The 23,802-nt window shown below is 68.7% G+C and carries 19 protein-coding genes; 11 read left to right on the top strand and 8 right to left on the bottom strand.

Annotated elements, in window-relative coordinates; translation table 11 throughout:
- The first annotated feature begins 167 nt into the window (after positions 1-167).
- A complete protein-coding gene (locus ASD72_RS06320) occupies positions 168-2,897 on the top strand; it encodes an EAL domain-containing protein (protein WP_235577950.1) in 2,730 nt (909 codons plus the stop codon).
- 7 nt (positions 2,898-2,904) lie between these two features.
- Here ASD72_RS06320 and ASD72_RS06315 read toward each other — a convergent pair whose 3' ends face one another.
- Entirely contained in the window at positions 2,905-3,303 is a 399-nt protein-coding gene (locus ASD72_RS06315) for a hypothetical protein (protein ID WP_056879099.1), read from the bottom strand.
- A 202-nt stretch (positions 3,304-3,505) separates the two neighbouring features.
- Here ASD72_RS06315 and ASD72_RS06310 point away from each other — a divergent pair, with 202 nt between their 5' ends.
- On the top strand, positions 3,506-4,612 hold the full coding sequence (locus ASD72_RS06310) for a histidine kinase (RefSeq protein ID WP_056879098.1): 1,107 nt from the start codon (positions 3,506-3,508) through the stop codon (positions 4,610-4,612).
- Positions 4,609-5,388: a response regulator gene (locus ASD72_RS06305; RefSeq protein ID WP_056879097.1), complete on the top strand. Its 780-nt coding sequence runs from the start codon at positions 4,609-4,611 to the stop codon at positions 5,386-5,388. Before ASD72_RS06310 ends, ASD72_RS06305 begins: the two co-directional genes overlap by 4 nt.
- Positions 5,389-5,398: 10 nt before the next feature.
- Here the strand turns inward: ASD72_RS06305 and ASD72_RS06300 are convergent, their stop codons facing one another.
- The 4 genes from ASD72_RS06300 to ASD72_RS06285 all read right to left on the bottom strand — a co-directional run bounded on the left by ASD72_RS06300 (position 5,399) and on the right by ASD72_RS06285 (position 9,944).
- Positions 5,399-7,114, bottom strand: coding sequence for a diguanylate cyclase (locus tag ASD72_RS06300; protein WP_056879096.1), 1,716 nt, complete (start codon positions 7,112-7,114; stop codon positions 5,399-5,401).
- 88 nt (positions 7,115-7,202) lie between these two features.
- Positions 7,203-7,565 carry an energy transducer TonB gene (locus ASD72_RS06295; RefSeq protein WP_056879095.1) on the bottom strand — a complete coding sequence of 121 codons (363 nt, stop codon included), beginning with the start codon at positions 7,563-7,565 and terminating at the stop codon, positions 7,203-7,205.
- Between the two features lie 58 nt (positions 7,566-7,623).
- Entirely contained in the window at positions 7,624-8,052 is a 429-nt protein-coding gene (locus tag ASD72_RS06290; protein ID WP_056879094.1) for a DUF1801 domain-containing protein, read from the bottom strand.
- 14 nt (positions 8,053-8,066) lie between these two features.
- Positions 8,067-9,944 (bottom strand): sigma-54-dependent Fis family transcriptional regulator, encoded by a 1,878-nt coding sequence (locus ASD72_RS06285; RefSeq protein WP_056879798.1) that lies wholly within the window; start codon positions 9,942-9,944, stop codon positions 8,067-8,069.
- A gap of 245 nt (positions 9,945-10,189) precedes the next feature.
- Between ASD72_RS06285 and adh the strand changes: the two genes are divergently transcribed.
- The 3 genes from adh (at position 10,190) to ASD72_RS06270 (ending at position 13,294) form a co-directional block, all read left to right on the top strand.
- Positions 10,190-11,719, top strand: coding sequence for an aldehyde dehydrogenase (adh, locus tag ASD72_RS06280; protein ID WP_056879093.1), 1,530 nt, complete (start codon positions 10,190-10,192; stop codon positions 11,717-11,719).
- A 125-nt stretch (positions 11,720-11,844) separates the two neighbouring features.
- Positions 11,845-12,873, top strand: coding sequence for an alcohol dehydrogenase AdhP (adhP, locus tag ASD72_RS06275; RefSeq protein ID WP_056879092.1), 1,029 nt, complete (start codon positions 11,845-11,847; stop codon positions 12,871-12,873).
- 10 nt (positions 12,874-12,883) lie between these two features.
- The gene (locus tag ASD72_RS06270; protein ID WP_056879091.1) at positions 12,884-13,294 is read left to right on the top strand and encodes a DUF779 domain-containing protein; all 411 of its coding nucleotides are present in this window, start codon (positions 12,884-12,886) and stop codon (positions 13,292-13,294) included.
- Here the strand turns inward: ASD72_RS06270 and ASD72_RS06265 are convergent, their stop codons facing one another.
- From ASD72_RS06265 to ASD72_RS06255, 3 genes are all read right to left on the bottom strand, one after another.
- On the bottom strand, positions 13,295-13,537 hold the full coding sequence (locus tag ASD72_RS06265; RefSeq protein WP_056879090.1) for a hypothetical protein: 243 nt from the start codon (positions 13,535-13,537) through the stop codon (positions 13,295-13,297).
- Between the two features lie 101 nt (positions 13,538-13,638).
- Positions 13,639-14,592, bottom strand: a complete 954-nt coding sequence (locus ASD72_RS06260; protein WP_056879089.1) for a polysaccharide deacetylase family protein — start codon at positions 14,590-14,592, stop codon at positions 13,639-13,641.
- Between the two features lie 25 nt (positions 14,593-14,617).
- The gene (locus ASD72_RS06255) at positions 14,618-15,250 is read right to left on the bottom strand and encodes a hypothetical protein (protein WP_056879088.1); all 633 of its coding nucleotides are present in this window, start codon (positions 15,248-15,250) and stop codon (positions 14,618-14,620) included.
- A 157-nt stretch (positions 15,251-15,407) separates the two neighbouring features.
- On the opposite strand from ASD72_RS06255, the gene ASD72_RS06250 reads away from it, so the two are divergent.
- From ASD72_RS06250 to ASD72_RS06220, 5 genes are all read left to right on the top strand, one after another.
- Complete coding sequence (locus ASD72_RS06250) at positions 15,408-16,433, top strand: DUF2272 domain-containing protein (RefSeq protein ID WP_155944506.1); 1,026 nt, start codon at positions 15,408-15,410, stop codon at positions 16,431-16,433.
- Positions 16,434-16,454: 21 nt separating this feature from the next.
- Positions 16,455-16,832: a hypothetical protein gene (locus ASD72_RS06245; protein WP_056879086.1), complete on the top strand. Its 378-nt coding sequence runs from the start codon at positions 16,455-16,457 to the stop codon at positions 16,830-16,832.
- 133 nt (positions 16,833-16,965) lie between these two features.
- Positions 16,966-20,097, top strand: a complete 3,132-nt coding sequence (locus tag ASD72_RS06240; protein ID WP_235577949.1) for a discoidin domain-containing protein — start codon at positions 16,966-16,968, stop codon at positions 20,095-20,097.
- A gap of 146 nt (positions 20,098-20,243) precedes the next feature.
- Complete coding sequence (yjjJ, locus tag ASD72_RS06235; protein ID WP_056879084.1) at positions 20,244-21,641, top strand: type II toxin-antitoxin system HipA family toxin YjjJ; 1,398 nt, start codon at positions 20,244-20,246, stop codon at positions 21,639-21,641.
- A gap of 870 nt (positions 21,642-22,511) precedes the next feature.
- A protein-coding gene (locus ASD72_RS06220) for an IS3 family transposase (RefSeq protein ID WP_155944504.1) occupies positions 22,512-23,659 on the top strand; the annotation gives its coding sequence in 2 pieces (ribosomal slippage) (positions 22,512-22,764 and positions 22,764-23,659; 1,149 coding nt in all).
- The last annotated feature ends 143 nt before the right edge of the window (positions 23,660-23,802 follow it).

Here is a 23,802-nt window from a genome sequence, read left to right as displayed (position 1 = left end):
CCATGGTCAAGATGGCGCAGGCAGGGCCGATAGTGACCCATACGGTCCATCCGACTTCCGTCCGGTGAAGGACCGGCTTGCGGGCACGCCCCGCAAGTCCGTGCTTTCGACACATCGGCGGATTGGCACGAAGCCTGCATCCCTTCCCGGGATCGGCACCGCCCTGGATGGCCGTCCCCTTCAACGCAGGAATGCTGCTGGTGGAAGCCACCCACACGTCCCCCGGGCACGCCAGTGCGGCGGCCACGGGGTCGCCCGACCGCCGCCTCGGCCTGCCCCCGACGGCATGGGCGGCGACTGTGCTGCTGGCGGGCCTGTTGTGCACGGCGTTCGTCGCGCATCGCGAGTGGAACGATCTGCAGGACCGCGCCGATGAGCACCGTGGCGCCCTGGCCGACGCCGGCGTCGCCCGCCTGCGGGTGCCGCTGGAGCAGGCGGCCTCGATGCTGCGCGCGATGCAGACGGTGTTCCTGTCCAACGACCGGATGGACCAGGCGCACTTCAGCCAGTACCACGCCAGCCTGCGCAGCCCGCTGCAGCCGGGCGCGTACACGTCCATGGCATTCGCCCGCCGCACGCCGGCCGGGCAGCCGCTGGCCGACCAGGTGTCGTATCGCTATGTCTATGTGGCGCCGTACGAAGCCAACACGGCATTGATCGGCTTCGACATGGCGACCCAGAAGGCGAACCTGACCGCCCTGCTGCAGGCCCGCGATACCGACACGGTGGTGGTCTCCGCGCCGTTCGCGCTGCGCCAGTCCACGCCGGCCGGCCACAACCCGCTGGGCGTGACGCTGCGCCTGCCGGTGTACTCGCAGGGCCCCACGCCGACCACGCCCAACCAGCGCCGCGCACGCGAACTGGGCGCACTGGCCATCGGCATCCGGTTGGAGCCGATGGTGGAAAGCGCGCTGTCCGGCCCCGTGCTGGATGGCTTCCGGGTACGCCTGCACGACGCCACGGCGGATGCGCATCCTTTTTACGACTCGGGTACGGCCACGGCGCCAGGGCTGCCTGCGCAGGTACGCCGCCTGGACTTCGGTGGCCGCCAATGGCGCATCGAGCTGCTGCCGCGTCCGCAGCCGCTGGACCTGGGGCGGCTGCAGGCCATCCTCGTGGGCGGCGGCCTCATCAGCCTGCTGCTATCGGCCCTGGTGTGGTCGCTGACCACCACCCGCCAGCGTGCGGTCGCGCTGGGCGCACAGATGAGCGAGCGCTTCCGCGAAAGCGAACTGCGCTTCCGCACGCTCAACGAACTGCTGCCCGCGCTGGTGCTGCTGGCCGATGCGCGCGACGGCCGCATCGTCTACGCCAACCAGGCCGCGCGCCTGCGCCTGGGCGACCCGACCGGCCTGCCGCTGTCCGCGCTGTTCTCCGATCCACAGCTGCAGCATCGCGCACGCGATGCCGATGCCATCGGCAACGACTGGGGCAACCTGGAAGCCGTGCTGCTCAGTCCGGGCGGCGATGCGTTCTGGGCGAACGCGTCGATCGCCCAGGTGGACATGGAAGGCCAGGCCCACCTGCTGATGGTCGCCACCGACATTTCCGAGCAGCGCGAACTGACGGAGCGCCTGAGCTACCAGGCGACGCACGATGCGCTGACCGAGCTCTGCAACCGCCGCGAATTCGAACGTCGCGTGGAAGAGGCGCTGCACGAGCGCAAGGGCCGCGTGCAGACCGACCCGTGCGCGCTGCTCTACATCGACCTGGACCAGTTCAAGCTGATCAACGACGTCTCCGGCCACATGGCCGGCGACCAGCTGCTCGCCCAACTCGCGCTGGCGATGCGCCACCAGCTGCGCGGCGGCGACGTGCTCGCGCGACTGGGCGGCGACGAGTTCGGCTTGATGGCCTTCCACGTGGATGCCGACGGCGCGCAGGCGCTGGCCGAACGCCTGCGCGAGTGCATCGAGGCGCTGATGTTTGTCTGGCAGGACCGCACCTACACCGTCAGCGCCAGCATCGGCGTGGTCGTGGTGGACCAGCAGGAACCGACGTTGAAGGACCTGCTGGCGTGGGCGGATACCGCCTGCTACCTGGCCAAGGAGAACGGCCGCAACCGCGTACACGTCTACCGGCAGGACAACGAGACCACGCGCCGCCAGGGCGAGATGGAATGGGCCAGCCGCCTGCGTTGGGCGGTGGAGCAGGACCGCCTGCTGCTGGACTACCAGGAGATCGTCCCGCTCGACGGCAGCGACACCGCGACCAGCATCGAGCTGCTGCTGCGCTTGCGCGACGAGGATGGTGGCGTGGTCCTGCCCGGCGCGTTCCTGCCGGCCGCCGAGCGCTATGGCCTGATGCCCGCGATCGACCGCTGGGTGATCCGCAACGCGCTGGCGCACTTCGCGCAACTGCATCATTCCGGCATGCGCCTGGGCACCTGCGCGATCAACCTGTCCGGCGCGAGCATCGAGGACGATGGCCTAGCGGATTTCATCCTGGCCCGCATCACCGAATACGCCGTGCCCGCCCACACGCTGTGCTTCGAGATCACCGAAACGGTGGCGGTGCGCAACCTGCTGAAGGTCGTCAACGTCATCGAGCGGCTGCGCCGCGCCGGCTGCCGCATCGCGCTGGACGATTTCGGCGCGGGCATGTCGTCGTTCGGCTACCTGAAGAACCTGCCGGTCGACCTCATCAAGATCGACGGCAGCTTCATCCGTGACCTGGAAACCGAACCGATGAGCCGCACCATCGTCAGCGCCATCGCCCAGATCGGCCATCAGCGCGGACTGAAGGTGGTGGCCGAATGGGTCAGCAGCCCGCAACTCTGCGAAGCGCTGCGTTCGTTGGGCGTGGACTACGGCCAGGGCTTCGCCCTGCACCGTCCCGAACGCGTGCTGTTCCAGCGCGACGAACACCCGCCGCGACGGCTCAGCGTGGTGCGCTGACGCGCGTTCAATCCCCGCGCGCGACGCGCTGCTGCTTCTGCAGTTCCTCTGCCGTCATCCGGCGGGCGTGCGCAGGCAGGATCGTCAACCCGCGATGCGCGCACACATCCACGGCCGGATACAGCACCTGTTGGCCGTTGCGGAACTCGAGCCGCAAGTCCTGCACACAGCCCTGCAGCGGCAGACGCACCGTGGCCGAATTGCCGCCCCCTTGTAGATCCTCACCGAGGACGACGGGCACGGGCTCGCCACCGACGGGCGCGGCCGACAGCGCGACCAGTCGCTCATGGGCGCGGTTGACGATGTCCAGGTAGTGCACGCGCGACACGTCCTCGGCGTGGGCGATGGCAGCGGCGGCGGGCAACAAAGCGACGACGAGGGCGAAGCGGATCGACAGGGGGCGCATGGCGAATCTCCGTTGGGAAGGGGATCCGCCGAAGGCCACGCGGGCGCGGCGGATGGCCGCATCTCGCGCCGCCCGCGCCATGCCGGCAACGGATTCGGGATGAATCGTCGCGGCGCCGGGTCGAATCGTAGCCCTGCGCGCGTGACGCTTCCCACGCGCGGAACCCCGGCCTAGGATGCCCCCACCTTCCGGGACACCACGCATGAAGATCCGACTGGGCACCCTCGAGATCGGCCTGTTCCGCTATCTGGGTTTGTGGACGGCGGTCGCGCTGTTGTTCACCCTGCAGACGAAACTCAACAACGGCCTGCACCGTCCCAGTTGGCCGCTGTGGGATCTGATCCGCTGGTCATTGATCCAGTGGTACACCTGGGCGGCGCTGGCGCCGCTCGTGTTCCGGCTGGCCGAGCGTTATCCGATACGCGACACGATGCGCTTCCGCGGGCTGGGCAAGCAGCTGGTGGCCAGCCTGTGCACGACCTTCGTCGCGATGATGATCGGCGCACTGGTCTCCACGCTGTTCGAACCCAGCGGTTTCTTCGAACAGCTGGGATACTTCCTGGAGCAGCATTTCGCCATCGGCCTGCTGACCTACTGGCTGCTGTTCGCCATCCAGCAGGCCATCCAGTTCCACGCCGAGAAGGCACGGCGCGAACTGGAGGCCAGCCAGCTCGCGACCGAACTCGCGCAATCGCGCCTGCAGGTGCTCAAGACCCAGCTGCAGCCGCACTTCCTGTTCAACACGCTGCACGCCATCGTCACCCTGCTCGACGAGGACACGCTGTCGGCGGAAGACATGCTGCTGAAGCTGAGCGAGTTGCTGCGCGCGTTCCTGGAAGACTACGACGGCCAGGAAATCTCGCTGCGGCGCGAACTGGAACTGCTCGAACTCTACCTCGGCATCCAGCGCCGGCGTTTCAAGGACCGCCTGGAGACCCGCATCTACGTGGCGCCGGACACGCTCGATGCCGCCGTGCCCAGCCTGGTGCTGCAGCCGCTGGTCGAGAACGCGATCCGCCACGGTATCGGCCGCAACGTCGGCGAGGACCGCGTCGAGATCGACTGCCGCCGCGAGGGCGGGCACCTGCTGATCGAAGTGCGCAACGGCAACAGTACGCTGGGCCAGCCCAGCGATGGCGGACACGGCATCGGCATGGCGAACACGCGCCTGCGGCTGCGCGAGCTGTATGGCGACGACGCCGACCTGCGCCTGGATGCGATGGTGCCGCGCGGCGTCGCCTGCCGCCTGCGCGTGCCGTTCCACGAGCTTGCGCAGGACGACGATGCGCCGGAGCACGTGCCGGCATGAGCCTGCACGTGCTGGTGGTCGACGACGAGCCGATCGCACGGCACGCGGTTGTCCGCCATCTGCGCGACGCGGAGGATCTGGAGATCGTCGGCGAATGCGGCGACGGCGTGTCCGCGGTCGAGGCGATCCGCGCCCTGTCGCCGGACCTGGTCTTCCTCGACATCCAGATGCCGGCCATCACCGGCCTGGACGTGGTCGCCACGATCGGGGCGGCGCGCATGCCGGCGACGATCTTCGTCACCGCCTACGAGCACTACGCCGTGCGCGCCTTCGAAGCGCACGCGGTGGACTATCTGGTCAAGCCGTTCAGCCGCGAACGCTTCCAGGAAACCCTGCGTCGCGCACGCCAGCGGCTGACGGTCCGCGAAGGCGCCGACGCCGATGCCACCACGCGCATCCTGCAGACCCTGGAAACCCTGCGCCAGCGCGACGACTACGCCACCCGCATCCCCGTGCGCGAGGACGAGAAGGTCGTGCTGGTGGACGTGGACGACATCGTCTGGATCCGCGCCAACGGCAACACGGTGCTGCTGCACCTGGCCGGCCGCGTGCACGAGCTGCGCGAAACGATGGCCTCGCTGGCCGCGCGGCTGGATCCGCGCCACTTCGCCCGCGTGCATCGTTCGGCCATCGTCAACGTGCGCCGGATCCGCGACATCCAGCCGTGGTTCAACGGCCACCACGTCATCACCCTGGACACCGGCCAGCAGCTGCGCATGAGCCGCTACCAGCACGAAGCCTTCTTGAAGCTGGTGGGGCCACGACCGACGACGTGACGCGCGCCGGTTACTCGTCGGTTTCCACCCGGTTGCGACCGGCGTGCTTCGCGCGGTACAGCGCTTCGTCCGCGATGAGGAAGGCCTGCGCGTAGTCTTCGCCCGGCGCGGTGCGCACCCAGCCGATGCTGACGGTCACCACGCCCCACGGCGAATCTTCATGCGGAATGCCCAACGCGTGCACGGCCGCGCGGACGCGCTCGGCCACGCGGGCGGAGACTGCGGCATCGGTATCCGGCAGCACCACCAGGAATTCCTCGCCGCCCATGCGTGCCACCGCGTCCTGCGGATGCCGCAGCAGGCCGCCCACGACGCCGGCCACGCGCCGCAGCGCACTGTCGCCGGCCGCGTGGCCATAGCGATCGTTGTAGGCCTTGAAGTGGTCCACGTCGATGGCGATCACCGTCATGTCCACGGTCAGCTGCCCGGCTTCGTCGCTGACCAGCGACAGCTTGTGCTGCAGGCCGCGGCGATTGAGGCAGCCGGTGAGCGGATCGGTGCGGTTGAGCCGGTCCAGTTCGGCATTGGCCTGGCGGAGTTCGGCGGTGCGGCGGTCGATCTCCTGCTCGCGCCGCTCCAGCGTGCGCTGCAGCGACAACGCCAGCGCACTCTGGTCGGCCAACGAGCGCTGGAGGTCTTCATGCGCGACCTCGAGCTGGTCGGCCAGTTCGCCCACCGCGCGCCCCACCGGCTCGAACTCTTCCGGCAGCGGCGCCGTCGCGCTGGAGCGTCGGTGCACGGCCAGCGCATGCAACGCGTCGGACAACTGCGCGAGCGCACCATCGAGCCGCCGCATCTGCCAGGCGTACGCGAACCACACCCCGGCCGCGATCAGCACCAGCAGGCCCGCCGTGGCCAGTGCCCGGCTGCGCACGGTGCTGACCAGCATGTCGTCCGGCACCACCAGCACCAGGGTCCAGCCGGAGGTCAGCTTCGCCTGCGAGACCCAGGCCGCACGGCCGTCCGCCATCACGCCGTGCAGCCTGCGCGATTCGGTCTCGCGTGCGCCATGTCCGGCACCGGCCAGCAGCGGCGTGCCCGCCAGCGACTGCTGGAAACGGTACTGCAGTCCTTCGGTCGCGCGGATCACCCGCAGTTCGCGGTCGAGCAGCAGCATCTCCACGCCGCGGCGACGCATGGCCGCGACCCGCGGCCCGGTGAAGGCATCGACGCGGATGGAGCCCTGCACCACGCCCGCGAAGGCGCCCTCCACCTGCCACGGCGCGGAGACCGCCACCAGTGGATCGTTGCTGAGGCGGCGGCCGCGGAACGCGTCGGAGACGAACGGGGCACCCGTCTCGCGGGCCACCCGGAAATACTCGCGATCGGCCACGTTGATGGCCGGCGCGCGCGGCGGCACCGGCTGGGATGCCTGCACGGTACCCAGCGCATCGGTCACCAGCACGCTGCTGAACCCGGGATAGCGCCGGCGCAGTTCCTCCAGTTGTGCCGGCCAGTCGGTGTCCTTGCCGCTCATCGACGCCACCAGCGCGACACCGGCCTGGTGCATGTCGACGAAATCGTTGACCGCCGTGGCGCTGAGCATGGTGCTCACCTCCAGGCGCTCGCCGAGGTGGTGCTGCTCGGCCCGGTAGGAACGCACCTGCTCGACGACGCCGAGCACGGCGGCGGGGAGCAACGCCGCGAGCACGACCGCGCGCGCGAACTGCCTTCTCAGCGACGGGGGACGCGGGACGCGGCCGGCGGGCGGGACGGGGTCGGGCATGCGGATGCGGCGGCGGGGCGGTCCGGGTGGTGCGCCGCACTATCCACTATTTCGCCATCGAATTCTGCGCCCGCGTGCGCGCTTGGCCCTATCGGCCGCCGCGCCGCAGCTTGCTGATCGTGCGGACATCGGTGCACTGCGCCTGCACGCCCGGCGCGAACCGGGTGCGTGCCAGCATCCGCAGGGCGTAGTCGTCGAAACCCCGTCGCGGGCGCGCCTCGACGACGCGCGGGTCGACCGCATTCCCCGACCCGTCCAGGCGGTAGTCGACGATGACGTAGGCGTTGTACTCGCCGGAGACCTTGGGGAGGTCGGCCGGGGTCGCCTTCGCCGGTTCGACGACATGCTCCTGGCACGTCTGCCGCGCCAGGACCTCCGCGGGAATCTCGGCGGGGGCCGCCATCGCGACCGCGGGCACGGACAAGAGGGCACTCAGCAGCGCGTATCGCATCCGACGTCCTTTCCCCAGGGCAGGACGGCGTTGTATCACGCGCGGAAGGCCGCCCGCATCAGGGTTCGGGATGATCTTGCGCGCCCGGCGACGGGAGATGCGCCATCCACTGCCGCAGCACGGCTTGCATGGCCTCGCCATGTGCATCCACCTCGCCTGGGTTGGCGAAGGCCAGGGTCGCCCGATCGGCGCCGAGCCAGGTCAGCCGCCCTTCCGGATCCGCGATCGCGCCTTGCTGCAGCGCGCGCTTGCCGGCGCCCAGATGCAGCACCAGCAGCACGCTGTCGGTCTTCCGCAGCTGCATGGTGGCGAAGTGCCTGCCGTCCACGTGGAAGCTCGGGGCATTCCACTTGATGTCTTCGCCGATGCGCGGATCGGTGGCGCGGATCGCGGTGCGCAGCCGCTGGAGGGTGGCGTCCTGCGGATGCGCCAGCGCGGCGAGGAACGCCCCGACATCGGCGGGAGCTGCGGATCGCTTCACAGGCATCGGCGCTCCCGGGGCTAGAGGACGCGCGGATCGGCGCCGAGGCGACGGTACAACGTGCTGCGGCTGATGCCCAACTGCCGCGCCGCCCGTGCGATGTTGCCGCCGCAAGCCTCCACCGCCGCCCGCATGCTGGCCAGCGTGATGGCGTCGAGATCCGCGTCGAGCGGCGCGAGCGGGCGGGGCATCGGTGCCATGCGCGTGCGGAGGTAGGCGGGCAGCGCATCCAGGCCGACGTCGCTGCCCGGTTCGCTCAGGGCCGCGAGGGTCCGCAGGCTGGCGACCAGCTGGCGCAGGTTGCCCGGCCAACCGTACTGCGCCAGCGCGTCGCGCGCGGCCGGCGTCAACTGGCGTCCCTGGCCGATGCGCTCCCACAGCGTCCGCACCAGCGCGTCGCGCGCGGGCTGCTCGCGCAGCGATGGCAGCGTCACGATGTGGTGCGAGATGCGGTAGTACAGGTCGGCGCGGAACCGTCCTTCCGCGACCGCCTCCTCCAGGTGGCGGTGGGTGGCGCAGACGAGCGCGAAGTCCAGCTTCACCGGCCGGCCGCCGCCGAGCGGCGACAGCTCGCGATCCTGCAGCACGCGCAGCAGCCGCGGCTGCAACGCCATCGGCATGTCGCCGATCTCGTCGAGGAACAGCACGCCACCATCGGCCTGGCGGAGCAGGCCCTGGCTGCCGTCCTTGCGGGCGCCGGTGAAAGCGCCGCTTTCGTAGCCGAACAACTCCGCCTCGATCAGGCCCTCCGGCAGCGCCGCGCAGTTCACCGCGACGAAGGGCTTGCCGGCGCGCGCGCACTGGCGATGCAACTCGCGCGAGAACACCTCCTTGCCCGTGCCCGTCTCGCCGAGCACCAGCACGGGGATGCCGGCATCCAGCACCCGGCAGGCGCGCGCCAAATCGTCGCGCTGCGCTTCATCGAACAACGGCGCATCGGCATCGCGCGACGACGTCGCAGATGAAACGGTGATGGGCGTGGCCGCGCGCGCGCGACGGGCACGGGTGGGTTCGTCGACATGGCCGTACAGCACGCGTCCGCTGCGGTCGTGGAGCGCGCCGTCGTCGCGCAGCCGCGACACCGCGCCATCGAACAGCGCTTCGTAGGAGGCGCGCCCCAGGTCGCCGCGTTCCAGCCCGAACAGCGCCAGGCCCACGCGGTTGGCCGCCACCAGCCGCCCGTTGCGGAAGGCCAGCAGGCCTTCGCGTGCGGTGCCCAGCAGCGCGCGATTGCTGTGCACGCGCAGCAGGTCGGCATCGGCGATGCCTTCGTCGAAGTAGCGGTGCTCGATGTTCGCCACCGCCATCTGCGCCAGCCCCAGCGCATGCACCTGCGCCACCGACGCATCGCCGGAAATGTCGAGCACCCCGACCATGCGGCCCTGCGGATCGAAGATCGGCGACGCGGCGCAGTTGAGGATGCGGTGCGGCGCGGCATAGTGCTCGGCGCCGCGCACTTCCACCGCGAGGCCATCGGCGATCGCGGTGCCGATGGCGTTCGTGCCCACGCGCGCTTCGCTCCAGCAGGCGCCCGGCATCAACGCCACGCGGCCGGCCTTGTCCAGGAAGGCGGCGCTGCCTTCGGCATCGAGGATCCAGCCATCCGCGTCGGTGAGGATGGCGATGCTGCCGGTGTCGGCGGCATCGGCGGCCAGCATCTCGACTTCCGCGCGCGCCAGGCGCCACAGCCGCTCGTGCTGCTCGCGCATGATCCTCAGGCGCGGCGCATCGATCGGCTCGATCGCCGGTCGCGCATTCGCCGCCAGCCCCAGGCCGCGACACCGCCGCCACGACTGCAGGATCGCGCCGGGCACCTGGCCCACGGGCGTGCGGCCGGCCTCGAAGAAGGCGCGTCGCGCTTCGCTGATCGCATCGTTGCCCGTCTGTGCACGCGCCATGGTCCGGTCCTCGCTGGCGATGTGTCGCATTTTGCGACAGCGCAACCACCTGCTGTCCCGATACACACCACAGCGCGCGACACCCCGCAATCCCCCTCCATGCTGCGCCGCCACAGGAATCCACACCGGTGTGCCATCGCGCTTCGCTCCACGCCGTGACGCGACGCAGCACATCTTGTTGGCACGCGCCCTGCGTCGGACGGTCGCAGCCCAACCGGGCCCACTGACTTCCAGGGAGACCACCGATGAACGCAGTCGCCACGCCCCGCCCGCAAGCGGTCGATCCATCCGCCATCTTCAAGCGCCAATACGCCAACTTCATCGGTGGCGCGTGGGTGGAACCGGCCTCCGGCCAGTACTTCGACAACGCCAGCCCGGTGAACGGCAAGGTCTTCACCCGCATCCCGCGTTCCAACGCCGACGACATCGAGCGCGCGCTGGACGCTGCGCACGCCGCGAAGGATGCCTGGGGCAAGGCCAGCCCCACCGAGCGCGCGAACGTGCTGCTGAAGATCGCCGACCGCATCGAGCAAAACCTCGACCTGCTCGCCCACGCCGAGACCTGGGATAACGGCAAGCCGATCCGCGAGACGCTCAACGCCGACATCCCGCTGTGCGTCGACCACTTCCGCTACTTCGCCGGTGCCATCCGCGCACAGGAAGGCAGCGTCGCGGAGATCGACCACGACACGATCGCCTACCACTTCCACGAACCGCTGGGCGTGGTCGGGCAGATCATCCCGTGGAATTTCCCGCTGCTGATGGCCTGCTGGAAGCTGGCGCCCGCGCTGGCCGCCGGCAACTGCGTGGTGCTGAAGCCGGCGGAACAGACGCCGGCCTCGATCCTGGTGCTGATGGAAGTGATCGGCGACCTGCTGCCGCCCGGCGTGCTCAACGTGGTCAACGGCTTCGGCCTGGAAGCCGGCAAACCGCTGGCCAGCAATCCGCGCATCGCCAAGATCGCCTTCACCGGCGAGACCACCACCGGCCGGCTGATCATGCAGTACGCCAGCCAGAACCTGATCCCGGTGACGCTGGAGCTGGGCGGCAAGTCGCCGAACATCTTCTTCGCCGACGTGATGGCCGAGGACGACGACTTCCTCGACAAGGCGGTGGAAGGCTTCGTGCTGTTCGCGTTCAACCAGGGCGAGGTCTGCACCTGTCCGTCGCGTGCGCTGATCCAGGAGTCGATCTACGACGCGTTCATGGCGCGCGTGCTCAAGCGCGTGGCCGCGATCGTCCAGGGCAATCCGCTGGACCCCAACACGATGATCGGTGCGCAGGCCTCGGGCGAGCAGTTGGAGAAGATCCTGAGCTACATCGACATCGGCCGGCAGGAGGGCGCGGAAGTCCTGATCGGCGGCGAGCAGAACGCGCTCGACGGCGACCTCGCGGGCGGCTGGTACGTGAAGCCCACCGTGTTCAAGGGCCACAACAAGATGCGCATCTTCCAGGAAGAGATCTTCGGGCCGGTGGTGTCGGTGACCACGTTCAAGGACGAAGCCGAAGCGCTCGCCATCGCCAACGACACCCTGTACGGCCTGGGCGCCGGCGTGTGGAGCCGCGACGCGTCGCGCCTGTACCGCATGGGCCGCGCGATCCAGGCCGGTCGCGTGTGGACGAACTGCTACCACGCCTATCCGGCGCACGCGGCGTTCGGCGGCTACAAGCAGTCGGGCATCGGCCGCGAGAACCACAAGATGATGCTGGACCACTACCAGCAGACCAAGAACCTGCTGGTGAGTTATTCGCCGAAGGCGCTGGGCTTCTTCTGACGCCCGTCGCACGCGGCCGTCCGACGGGCGGCCGCGCGACGCCACGCTGGATTGATTGGAATCAACGTGCCCGCATCGCCACCGACGTACGGTGGGGGTTCTTCGGACAAAGACAGGAGCAGCAGATGGACAGCACCATGAAGGCCGCCGTCGTGCGGGAATTCGGCAAGCCGCTGGTGATCGAGGAAGTCCCGGTGCCGCGGCCTGCGGCCGGTGACATCCTGGTCAAGATCGAAGCCTGCGGCGTCTGCCACACCGACCTGCACGCCGCCGAAGGCGACTGGCCGGTGAAACCCAACCCGCCTTTCATCCCCGGCCATGAAGGCGTCGGCCACGTGGCGGCCGTGGGTGCCGGCGTCAGCCACGTGAAGGAAGGCGACCGCGTCGGCGTCCCGTGGCTGTACTCGGCCTGCGGCTATTGCGAGCACTGCCTGGGCGGCTGGGAAACGCTGTGCGAGACGCAGCAGAACACCGGCTACTCGGTCAACGGCGGATTCGCGGAGTACGCACTGGCCAACGCCGGCTACGTGGGCCACCTGCCGGACAACGTCGGCTTCGTCGAGATCGCGCCCGTGCTCTGCGCTGGCGTGACCGTCTACAAGGGCCTCAAGGTCACCGACACGAAGCCGGGCGACTGGGTCGTGATTTCCGGCATCGGCGGGCTCGGCCACATGGCCGTGCAGTACGCGAAGGCGATGGGGCTGAACGTGGCGGCGGTCGATGTGGACGACGCGAAGCTGGACCTCGCACGCCGCCTCGGCGCCACCGTCGCCGTCAACGCGAAGACCACCGATCCGGTGGCCTACCTGAAGAAGGAGATCGGCGGCGCGCATGGTGCGCTGGTCACCGCGGTCTCGCCGAAAGCGTTCGAGCAGGCCATCGGCATGGTCCGCCGCGGCGGCACGGTGTCGCTCAACGGCCTGCCGCCGGGGCAGTTCCCGCTGGACATCTTCGGCATGGTGCTCAACGGCGTCACGGTACGCGGCTCGATCGTGGGCACGCGGCTGGACCTGCAGGAGTCGCTGGCGTTCGCCGCCATGGGCAAGGTGGCCGCGACCGTGGCGACGGACCGGCTGGAGAACATCAACGAGGTGTTCGCCCGCATGCATGCCGGCCAGATCGAAGGCCGCATCGTGCTCGACTTCGCCGCCTGACGCCCCCCGGATGGCACCGCCCGTGACCGACGCGCCGCCCCCTGCAGCCACCCCTCCCCTGCAGGTGATCGCGACACTGCCGGCATTGCAGCTGATCGACACGCTGCGCGCACGGCACGGGCCGGTGCTGTTCCACCAGTCCGGCGGCTGTTGCGACGGTTCCTCGCCGATGTGCTATCCGGTGGGCGACTTCATCGTCGGCGATCGCGACGTGCGGCTGGGCGAGATCGGCGGTGCCGACTTCTACATCAGTCCCGCGCAGTTCGAATACTGGAAGCACACCCAGCTCATCATCGACGTGGTGCCGGGCCGCGGCGGCATGTTCTCGCTGGAGAATGGCGAAGGCGTGCGCTTCCTGGTGCGGTCGCGGCTGTTCGACGACACCGAGTTCGCTGCGCTGCAGGCCGCCGGCCGCGCCTGATCAGCCGGGATCGACCGCGTCCGCTGCGCCGATCATCCGCACCGCCTGCTGCTTGCCCGCCGCCAGCGCGTCGTGGCAGGTGAAGTAGTGCGGCTCGCCCTCGCGCCAGGGCTCGCTCCAGGCGCTGCCCTGCGCGTCGCGCACGCGCACCGCCAGCGACCAGGGTTGCTGGTCGTCGGGCCGCTCGATCACCACTTCCACCAGATGTCCCTGGCAGGTCGACAGGTCCACTTTCTTCTGCATGCGTTCTCTCCGGCTCGATCACGTCGCGCCCATGCCTGGCATGCGGTCCGTCCTACCCTGGTCCATTCCGAACAACGCGGAAACAGGGTCCCCCGGGCCAGCTACTCCGATTCCACGCCCGCCAGCTGCAGCACCCAGCCCGGCACCACCGGCTCGCCGGCGTAGAAGTCCTTCGGCTTCTTCTCGGCCATCGCCCAGCGGTGCAGCCAGCTGGGGCCGTAGCGGCCGTTGTAGCCATCCTCGCCCCGTGCGTAGGCGGGGTCGCGCATCGCCTCGTCCAGCGTGACCACGCGGTAGCCGCGCCGCTGCACGCCGGCCACGAGGTCCGCGTAGGCGACGGCGTTGAGCTCGTTGGCGTGCAGCAGCCAGACCTGCGGCAGCGCATAGCCGAGCAGGGCCTGCGACTGCCGTTCGTAGTAGTCGACCTTGTTGAGCATGTAGGGAATGTAGCCGCGCTTCAGCCGCTCCAGCGTGGCGGCACGCTCGGGCGTATCGGGCTGGCCGTCGAGCACGTTCGCATAGGCGAAGGCCCAGACCCATTCGCCGTTGTCCACGGTCACCGGCGCGATGCGGTAGCCGTGCGCACGGAGAAAGGCCGACAACGTGGCGCGGTCTTCCGGCGTGCGGCCGGCACGCAGGTAGGGATGGCGGAACCAGCGCGGCGCCTGCCCGCGCTTCGCAAGCAGCGGACGCAGGACGCGCTCGCCATCGAGCACGTCCTGCTGGAATGCGGGCAACCCGACGGCGTGCAGATCGACATGGCCGTGCGTGTGGTTGCCGAGTTCGAAGCCACCGTCGAGCCAGTCGTCCAGCATCGCCACGCGCGTCGGCTGCACCTGGCCGTCGACCTCCAGCTTGCCTTCGTTGACGAAACCCACCACCGGCACACCGGCCTGCTTGAGCTGCGCCATCAGTTGCGCATAGCGCGCCTGCACCTCCGCGGCCGGCGTCTTGTCCATGCGCTGCCAGGGCAGATCGTCGATGGTGATCGCGATGCGGCGATCCGGTTCGGTCGCCTGCGCTGCCAGCGATAAGGCGAACAGCACGACCGTCATCCATGAATACCCGGGCTTCCTCATCTCAAGGCGCCTCCTGGCGTGCGATGGTCAGCCCTTCGACCACCCTGGCGATCTCTGCCCGCGTATTCGCGTCGCCTTGCGCATAGCCGGCGCCGATCATGTAGAAGAAGTCGCCATTGGGGACGATCCACAACTCGGATGGCGTAGCGAATGCATCGCCATCGACGGTCCCCAACGTGTAATGCAGCACGACGTGTGCTGCGGGCAGCCCCGCGACGGTCGTCGCACGAGGTTCCTGGATGACCTGCACATCGTTCAATTGCTGCTGCATCACCGGCAGGATCATGCTCAGCAGCGGCGCGGGCTCGCGCGTCGGCAACGCGCCGAACGGCTTTACCGAAACCTTCAGGCTGGCATTGAGGCCCGCGTGGGGCTCCGGATACTGGGTGATCACCACCAACGGCGCGGCGGACTGCTCCACCACCTGCCGCTTGAACGCATCCGACCCGAACTGTACCCGCTCAAGGTTCTCGCGATTTTCCCGCGCCGACATGAAGTGCCACGTCGACGGCTTGGTCAACGCGAACTGCAGGGTCGGGTTCTCATAGCGGTTCGCGTCTGCGGACGCGAACGGCGCCAGTAGCAGAAGGAGGGCTGCGAGTACGGAACGGGCAAAGACGGACGCGCGAGGCATGGCGGGTTTCCCAACGATGAAGCGCGAGCTTAGCCAGCCCGTGCGACACCCGGCAACGGCCCGACCAAAGCCATACCTTCAGGCCGCGTGACGAAGTCCTGTCCTGCCGATGCGGCATGATGCGTAAGAAAGACCACAGACCCCGAAGGACTTGCTGATGCGTGCATGGCTGTTGCTGCCCCTGTTGCTGCTGTCTTCCTTCGCCGCGCGTGCGGCCGACCCTTGCCCGCAGCTGGCCCAGCAGACGCCGTCCGATGTCGCCACCCGCATCGCCGCGGTCGCCTGCCGCGAGCACCTGATGTGGTATCGCCCCTTCATCGACCGGGAGGGCAAGCTGGCGAACGCGCCGATGATGGAAGCGGAGTCGTCGCTGTTGTCGATCGGCGACGACCGCGCCTGGCAGCGCGTGGCGCGTTACTGGCGCGACAGCGGCCTGCTCGGCGCGATCGGCCATCGCCGCGGTGCGACCGACTGCCTGTATGCCTCGGCGACCGGCCCGCAGGCCGACGCCTGCCGCGGCTTCGTGGTGGACACGCCGTGGTCGGCCGCCTTCATCTCGTGGGTGATGCGCGAAGCCAGGGTGCCGGGGTTCCGCGGCTCCAGTCGCCACTTCACCTATGTGCAGGCCGCCTACCAGCAGCCGGCGTCGAACGCGTTCGACGTGATCGACGTGGCCCACGCCAAGCCGGCGGTCGGCGACCTCATCTGCTACGTGCGCCAGTACAGCCGCCTGTTCGGCCATGAAGGCCTGGTGCCGTTGCTGCGCAGTGGCGGCTCGCTCGACATGCACTGCGACATCGTCGTGGCGGTGAATCCGAACAACGACAGCACCGCGTACGCGATCGGCGGCAACGTGCAGCAGGCGGTGACGATGCGGATGTTGCCGTTGAACCGCAACGGCGAATTCTGGGGCGGGCTGCCGCTGCGGATCGGCGACGGCACGCTGTGCGCGCCCGACAACGAAGCTGCCTGCAACATGAATCGCCAGGACTGGGCGGCGATCCTGCGCCTCAAATCGCAGGCGGAACTTGCGAAACTCCCGGGCTACCTGCCACCGGTACAGGACGCGCCCGACGCGTCGCCGGAAGGCCAGGCGTGTTGCGTGAACTGCGTGGTCGGTTCGGGCGTGCCGCGGTGTCCGGTTGAGGCACCGAAAGTCACCGAACCTGCCTCGAATCCCTGAGCCGCGTCCCGGAGTCATTCGATGAAGCCACGCACCACCGCATCGACCGCCCGCCTCACCGCCACCCTGGCCGCGTGCCTGTCGCTGGCGGCCTGCACGACCACGCCGGCCGCGCCCGCCTGGGTACCGGGACAGCAGGCCACGGTGGAAGGCCAGGTCGCCACGGTCGATACCACGCCCTGGACCTACGACGGCAGCGCGGTGGTCACGCTGGCCACGCCGACCGGCAACGTGGACGTGCACCTGCCGGCGCGCTGGAACCTGTGCAAGGCGCCGCCGCCGGACGATGTGCAGGCGCTCAAGGCCGGCGACCGCGTTCGCGCGACCGGCACGGTGTCCGAGCCGCATACCCTCGTGGTCTGCGAGCAGGCCGGCCACGGGCTGCACCGCGCCCCGTAAGCGGTGCCGGGCTGGCTGCGCGCAACGCACGGCGATCAGCGGCGAATCGTGCGCTGCAACTAGCATGTAAACGTTTTCATCCCTAGTATCCGGCGCTCCCCTGGCCTGCATGGCCCGCCGCTGGAGCCCCGCCATGACCCCCTCCGCACCCGCGATCCGCCCGCCCCTGGCCGTCGCGCTGCTCGGCCTGGCAATCGGGCTGGCCATCAGCCCCCTGGCCCGTTCGGCCGACGCCCTGCCTCCGCGCGCCGCGTGGACGGCGACGAGTTCGGCCAGCACCACCGTGGAGATGGCCCCGGCCAAAGGCATCGATGGCGACCCCGCCACCAAGTGGGGCGGCGCGTTCTCGCCCGGCCACTGGTACCAGGTCGACTTCGGCAAGCGCGTCTCCGTCGGTGCAGTGGAACTGCATTGGGAATGGGGTGGCGCACGCGCGTATTCCATCCAGGCCTCCGACGACGGCGAGCACTGGCGCACCGCGTTCGAGACGCGCGACGGCGTGGGCGGCATCGAGTACGACGTGTTCCCCACCGTGCAGGCGCGCTACCTGCGCCTCACCGCGCCGGACCGCTCGGCGGACTGGGGCGTGTCGGTGTTCGAATTCCAACCGTACGCGGGTGGCGAGACGCCGCGCATCACCGGCGTAACCGGTGATCCCGCCGCGCTGTGGTCCGATGCGGGCGAGGCGCATGCGATGAACGCGAAGCCTGCGGCCGACGGCATGCGGCAGCTGCAGATCGACCTGCCCAGGCCGCTGTCGGTAGCCGGCCTGGAAGTCGCGTGGAAGGACACGCCGCGCGCCGCGAGACTCGAAGGGCGCGAGGCGGGTTCGGATCGCTGGATCGTGCTGGCGGAAGATCCCAACGCCTACGGCAGCACCGCGTTCCTCGCCGACAGCCAGGCCCGCACGCTGTCCGCGTTGCGCTTGAGCGTGCGCGGCCAGGGCACGCAGGCACCGTCGCTGCAACGGCTTCGCCTGATCGGGCCGAAGCGGGTGATGACGGCGATGAAGCGCTACGAACTCGCGGCGTCGCGCGAACACCGTGCGCTGTTCCCCTCGTCGCTGCACCAGCAGCAGGTGTACTGGACGGCGGTCGGTATTCCCGCTGGCCGGCAGAAGTCGGTGCTCGACGAGTTCGGTCATGTCGAAGCCTTCAAGGGCGCACCGCTGGTGCAGCCGGTATGGCGCGACGCCAGCGGCCGCGCGAATGCAGCGAACGCCGACACCACCATCACCCACGCGCTGCGCGACGGCTGGATGCCGATGCCGACCGTGCACTGGTCGCCACAGCCCGGCCTGGAACTGACGACCGCCGCGATCGCGCTCGAACAACGCGGCGCGCCGGTCACGCTGGTGCGCTATCGCCTGCGCAACACCGGCACCACGCCGGTCGCCGGAAGCTTCAACCTGCTCACGCGGCCGATGCAGGTCAGTCCGCCGTGGCAGAACGGCGGCCCCTCGCCGATCCGCGACATCAGCGTCGGCACCGGCAACGCGGCGCAGGTCGCCGTCAACGGACGCACGCTGTTCCAGTCGCTGACGCCGGTGGCGCGCGCGTCCGCATCGGCGTTCGGCGCGCATGGCGAAGGCGAGATCACCGGCCTGCTGATGGCCGATGCCCTGCCCGACGCGCAGCAGGCGCACGACGACACGGGCCTGGCGGCCGGGCAACTCGGCTACGACGTGGCGCTGGCGCCGGGCGCGACGCAGGACATCGTCATCGCCTTCGCCCTCGGCGATGCACGCATCGATCCGGCCAAGCCGCTGCCGGCCGCACCGGCGATCGACATGAAAGGACTCACCGGCGAGGGCGCGTTCGACACGCTCGCCGACCAGGTCGCCGCGCAATGGCAGAAGCGCCTGGGCCGCATCGGCCTGTCGCTGCCGGATGCGTCCCTGGTCGACATGCTGCGCGCGCAAGCGGCCTACATGCTGATCAACCAGAGCGGCCACGCCATGCAGCCGGGGCCGCGCAACTACAACCGCTCCTTCATCCGCGATGGCGCCGCCACCGCCGCCACGCTGGTGCGCATGGGCATGCCGAAGACGGCGCGCGACTACCTGCAGTGGTACGCCGGACACGCGGTGCACGAGAACGGCTTGGTGTCGCCGATCCTCAACGACGACGGGTCGGTCAACACGGGATTCGGTTCCGACATCGAGTACGACAGCCAAGGGCAGTTCATCTGGCTGGTCGCCGAACTCGCGCGCCTCGATGGCGGTGCGCGCAGCGTGCGCGACTACCAGGACAAGGTGACGCGCGCGATGAAATTCATGCAGGAACTGCGCGAACGCACGATGGTGCCCGGCTATCTCGCCGACCAGCCGTCGCCGGAGCGTTTCCACGGCATCCTCGCACCATCGATCAGCCACGAAGGCTATCCGGTGCCCACGCACAGTTACTGGGACGATTACTGGGCATTGAAGGGCTGGCACGACGGTGCGTGGCTGGCCGAACAGTGGGGCGATGCGAAGACCGCCGCGTGGGCGCGCGGGCAGTACGCGGCGCTGCGCGCATCGATGGCCGCATCGCTGCGCGCGACGATGACGTGGAAAGGCGTGGACTACGTGCCCGCCGACGCCGACATGGGCGGCAGCGACCCGACCAGCCTGTCGATCGGCCTGGACCCGGCCGGCCAGCAGGACGTGATGCCGGCCGATGCGTTGAAGACCACCTTCGACCGTTACCTCGATGAGGTGCGCAAGCGCGATACGCCCGGCGCGCTGTATGCCTACACGCCGTACGAAATCCGCAACGTGCTGACCTACGTGCACCTCAACCGCCCGCAGGAAGCGCACGAACTGCTGATGCGTTTCCTCGGCCACCGCCGCCCCGCGCCGTGGCAGGTGCTGGCGGAAGTGGTGTACTCGGATGCGCGCCACGCGATCTACCTCGGCGACATGCCGCACACGTGGATCGGGTCGGAATACGCGCGCTCGATCTTCGGCATGCTGATGCACGAAGGCGACGACGCGCTGTCGTTGCTGCCCGGCACGCCGCCGGCGTGGGTCGCCGGCGATGGCCTGCGCGTGGACGGCCTGCCGACCGCCTACGGCACGCTGGCGATGGCCGCGCGGCAACAGGGCCAGACGCTCCGCATCACCCTGGGCCCGGGCCTGCGCAAGGACACCGCATTGAAGGTCAGCTGGCCGACCCGCACGAAGCCGTCGCGGGTGACGGTGGATGGCAAGGCGGTGAGCGACTACGACAATCAGGGATTACGGATCGCCCACCCCTTCAGCCGGTTGGAGGCGAGCTGGTAGTCGTCCCGGGCAATGCCGTCGGTATCGCACCGGGAATCGTAAACAAACATCGCGCGATGCTTTGAATAAATGCTTTTATATCAATTCTTTACGGGAACAGATTTCTGATATATCGTTCTTGAATCGTAAAGAATCAAGGCTTCCGGATGCCTCGCGCGCGCACTGCCGATGTACCCGATCTCCTGTCGTTGCTGGCGGGTGGCGACCCCGTGCCGGCGGCGGCGCTGGCACAGGCGCTGGGCGTGAGCCGCCCCATCCTGGCCCGGCTGGTCGCCGAGGCCGGGCCGGCGGTGCTGCGGATCGGCAAGGCACGCGCCACTGCCTACGCGGCGCGCGCGCGCACGGATGCAGGCGAGGCTTGGCCGCTGTGGCGGATGCGGCCGGATGCGACGCTGGAAGAACTGGGCACCCTGCATGCCCTGCGCGGAGACCGCTTCTTCTTCGAGGCCTCCGGTGACAGGCCCCTGCTGACACGCACCGTCGATCGGGTCGCCGGCTTCCATCGCGGCCTGCCTTGGTTCCTCGACGACCTGCGGCCCCAAGGATTCCTGGGCCGCACGCTGGCGCACCGCCAGGGACGCGCGCTCGGCGTACCCGACGACCTGAACCGATGGCAGGTCCGCGACACGTTGCTGGCGATCACCCGGACCGGCGGCACCGGCATCGGCGACCTGATCCTCGGTCAGGAAGCCCTGGCCACGGCGATGGCCGAGCGCGACACGCCGACCGATGTCGTCGCTGCCTCCGATCGCGCGCGGCAATACCCCGCCTGGGCGCAGGCCGCGCTGGCCGGCGAGGACATCGGCTCCTCGCCCGGCGGCGAGCAACCGAAGTTCACCGCCACCGTGCACCAGGAGGACGGCACGCGCTACGCCGCACTGGTGAAGTTCGCGGTGCCGGACGAAGGCCTCGCGGTCCGCCGCTGGGCCGACCTGCTGGGTTGCGAGCACTTGGCCGCCACCACGCTGCACGAGGCGGGCCTGCCTGCGGCGTTGTCGCAGTGCCTGCATGCCGACGGCTACACCTTCCTGGAAGTCCGTCGCTTCGATCGCGCCGCCGACACGCTGGGCCGTCATGGTTTCGTCTCCCTGCAAGCGCTGGACGCCGCGTTCTACGGCGACGGCGCACGCGACTGGGGGCGATTCGGCGAACGGCTGGCGGCCGACGGCTGGATCACCACGCAGGACGCGACGCAGATGGCGCGCTTGCATTGGTTCGGGCGCTTCATCGACAACAGCGACATGCATGCGGGCAATCTCGGGTTCCATCTCGGGAATGATCGTCCGCTTGCGCTGGCGCCGGCCTACGACATGCTGCCGATGGCGCTGGCGCCCTCGCGCACCGGCGCCGTGCGCCCCCTGGAGGCCGTGCGACCAACCGCACCGGATCGCACCGGGCAGATCGGCCACATCCGTTGGGCGGCAGGGGCGGCGATCGCGTTCTGGCATCGCGTGGCAGACAGCGAGTGGATCGGATCGGACATGCGCGCGCTCGCACGCGCCAACATCGATGCGGTCGGGAATTTCTCGCGCCAGTTTGCCTAGCCCGCCGCGAATGCGGACCACGCAGCCGTTCAAGCGCCGGGAGGCGACCTGGTAGCGACGGGCAGGCCGGATCGCTGCAAGACAGGAGGGAATTTACCTGTGCGATCCAGCGCTCGCATCCGATCCTCCACGTAGCGCTTCGCACTGCCGCTCCGCCTTGTACATGGCATTCCGGTTGAGTCGTTGCTCCATGTCGGCGCCGCCCAGTCGTTCATGGGTACGCGATTGCGGCGGCAACAACGCCTGGAGCGATGCGCTCAAGGGCAGCGACCAGTTCTGGTCCGCTTCCTGTGGCGAGTCCACCGGCATGCCTGGGTGCCAAGGCAGCATGCGGGCTTTCTGGGAGTTGGACCAGATCACGAAGGCGGGGCGGCCCCGCCACCGCATCTGTACCAACGCATGCGGGTAGTCGTCCGTCCAGCTGATCCCATGCCCGTAATGCTCGTCGACAAGGGCCAGCAGCCCGGTACGACCGAAGTGCCGCTTCGCCAGATGTTGCAACTCTTCGTCGCTGCACGACGCGGGCGGTACGCGCACGACGGCATCGAACCGGCGCAAAGCACGCTGGTCGATACCTTGCGCCAAGGCCTGCACCCCGCGCTGTCGCGTCCAGCCGGGCGATGACGTCTCACGCACGAAGTCCGCAATCTTGCTGGAGGCGAGCGGCATCTCCACATCGACCACGCTTTGGTACGCCCCCGATTCCGTAGACACCTGATAGTGTCTTTTGAGGATCGGAGGATCTATGGCGAGCAAGCGATTCACAGACGAGTTCAAGGCCGAGGCGGTCAAGCAGGTCAGCGAGCGTGGTTNTGGTACGCCCCCGATTCCGTAGACACCTGATAGTGTCTTTTGAGGATCGGAGGATCTATGGCGAGCAAGCGATTCACAGACGAGTTCAAGGCCGAGGCGGTCAAGCAGGTCAGCGAGCGTGGTTACCCCGTCACTGAAGTTGCCGAGCGACTCGGCGTGTCATCGCACAGCCTCTACGGCTGGCTGCGTGAGCGCGGGATCAGTCGCGAAGTGCGCAAGGCCAAGAAGAGCGWGGACCTTGTCCAGGAGAACGCCCGGCTGCGTGCGGAGCTGCGTCGCGCCGAAGAGGAGCGCGACATTTTAAAAAAGGCCGCCGCGTACTTTGCCAAGGGGTAAGGGCAAGGTACGCCTTCATGCAGGCCCATCAGCAGCAGTTTCGGGTCGTGACGATGTGCCGGGTGCTCAAGGTSGAGCGCAGCGGTTACTACGCATGGCTGAAGTGCCCGCAGTCGGCACGTGCCAAAGAGGATGCKCGCCTGCTGGCGTACATCGAGGAGTCTTACCTGGCCTCCGGCGGCGTGTATGGCAGTCGTAATGTGCACCGCGATCTGACCGAGGCCGGCGAACGTATTGGCCGCAAGCGGGTGGAGCGATTGATGCGACAGAAGGGACTGCGCTCGGTGCGCTCTCCGCTGCGTCGCAGATACAAGGGCGGTAAGCCTGCAGTGGTGGCGCCCAATCGCTTGCAACGACAGTTCACGGTCAAGCAACCCGACCTTGCCTGGGTCACCGACATCACTTACCTGCGCACTGCCGAAGGTTGGTTGTACTTGGCCGTGGTGATCGACCTCTACTCGCGCGCGGTCATTGGTTGGTCGATGAAATCCAGCTTGGCGCGCGAACTGGCGATGGATGCACTGTTGATGGCCATCTGGCGGCGCCGCCCCACTTCGGAGGTTGTCATCCACTCCGACCAGGGCGTGCAATACGGTAGCGACGACTGGCGTCGCTTTTGCCGCGAGCACGGCTTGGAAGTCAGCATGAGTCGTCGCGGCAACTGCTGGGACAACTCAGTCGCTGAGTCGTTCTTCAGCAGCCTGAAGAAGGAGCGCGTACGCGGCAGGGTCTATAGCAGTCGCGAAGAAGCGCGCAGTGACGTGTTCGATTACATCGAGGTTTTCTACAATCGACAGCGCCGCCATGGACATCTGGGAGGCCTTGCGCCAATGATGTTTGAGGCGGTTAACTCAAAACAAAGCCCCTAACCGTCTACGAAAGCGGGGGCGTACCACGTTGGTACGCCCCCGATTCCGTAGACACCTGATAGTGTCTTTTGAGGATCGGAGGATCTATGGCGAGCAAGCGATTCACAGACGAGTTCAAGGCCGAGGCGGTCAAGCAGGTCAGC

Source organism: Pseudoxanthomonas sp. Root630, from assembly GCF_001427585.1.
Lineage (GTDB): Bacteria > Pseudomonadota > Gammaproteobacteria > Xanthomonadales > Xanthomonadaceae > Pseudoxanthomonas_A.
This window is presented reverse-complemented; position numbering and strand designations above follow the sequence as displayed.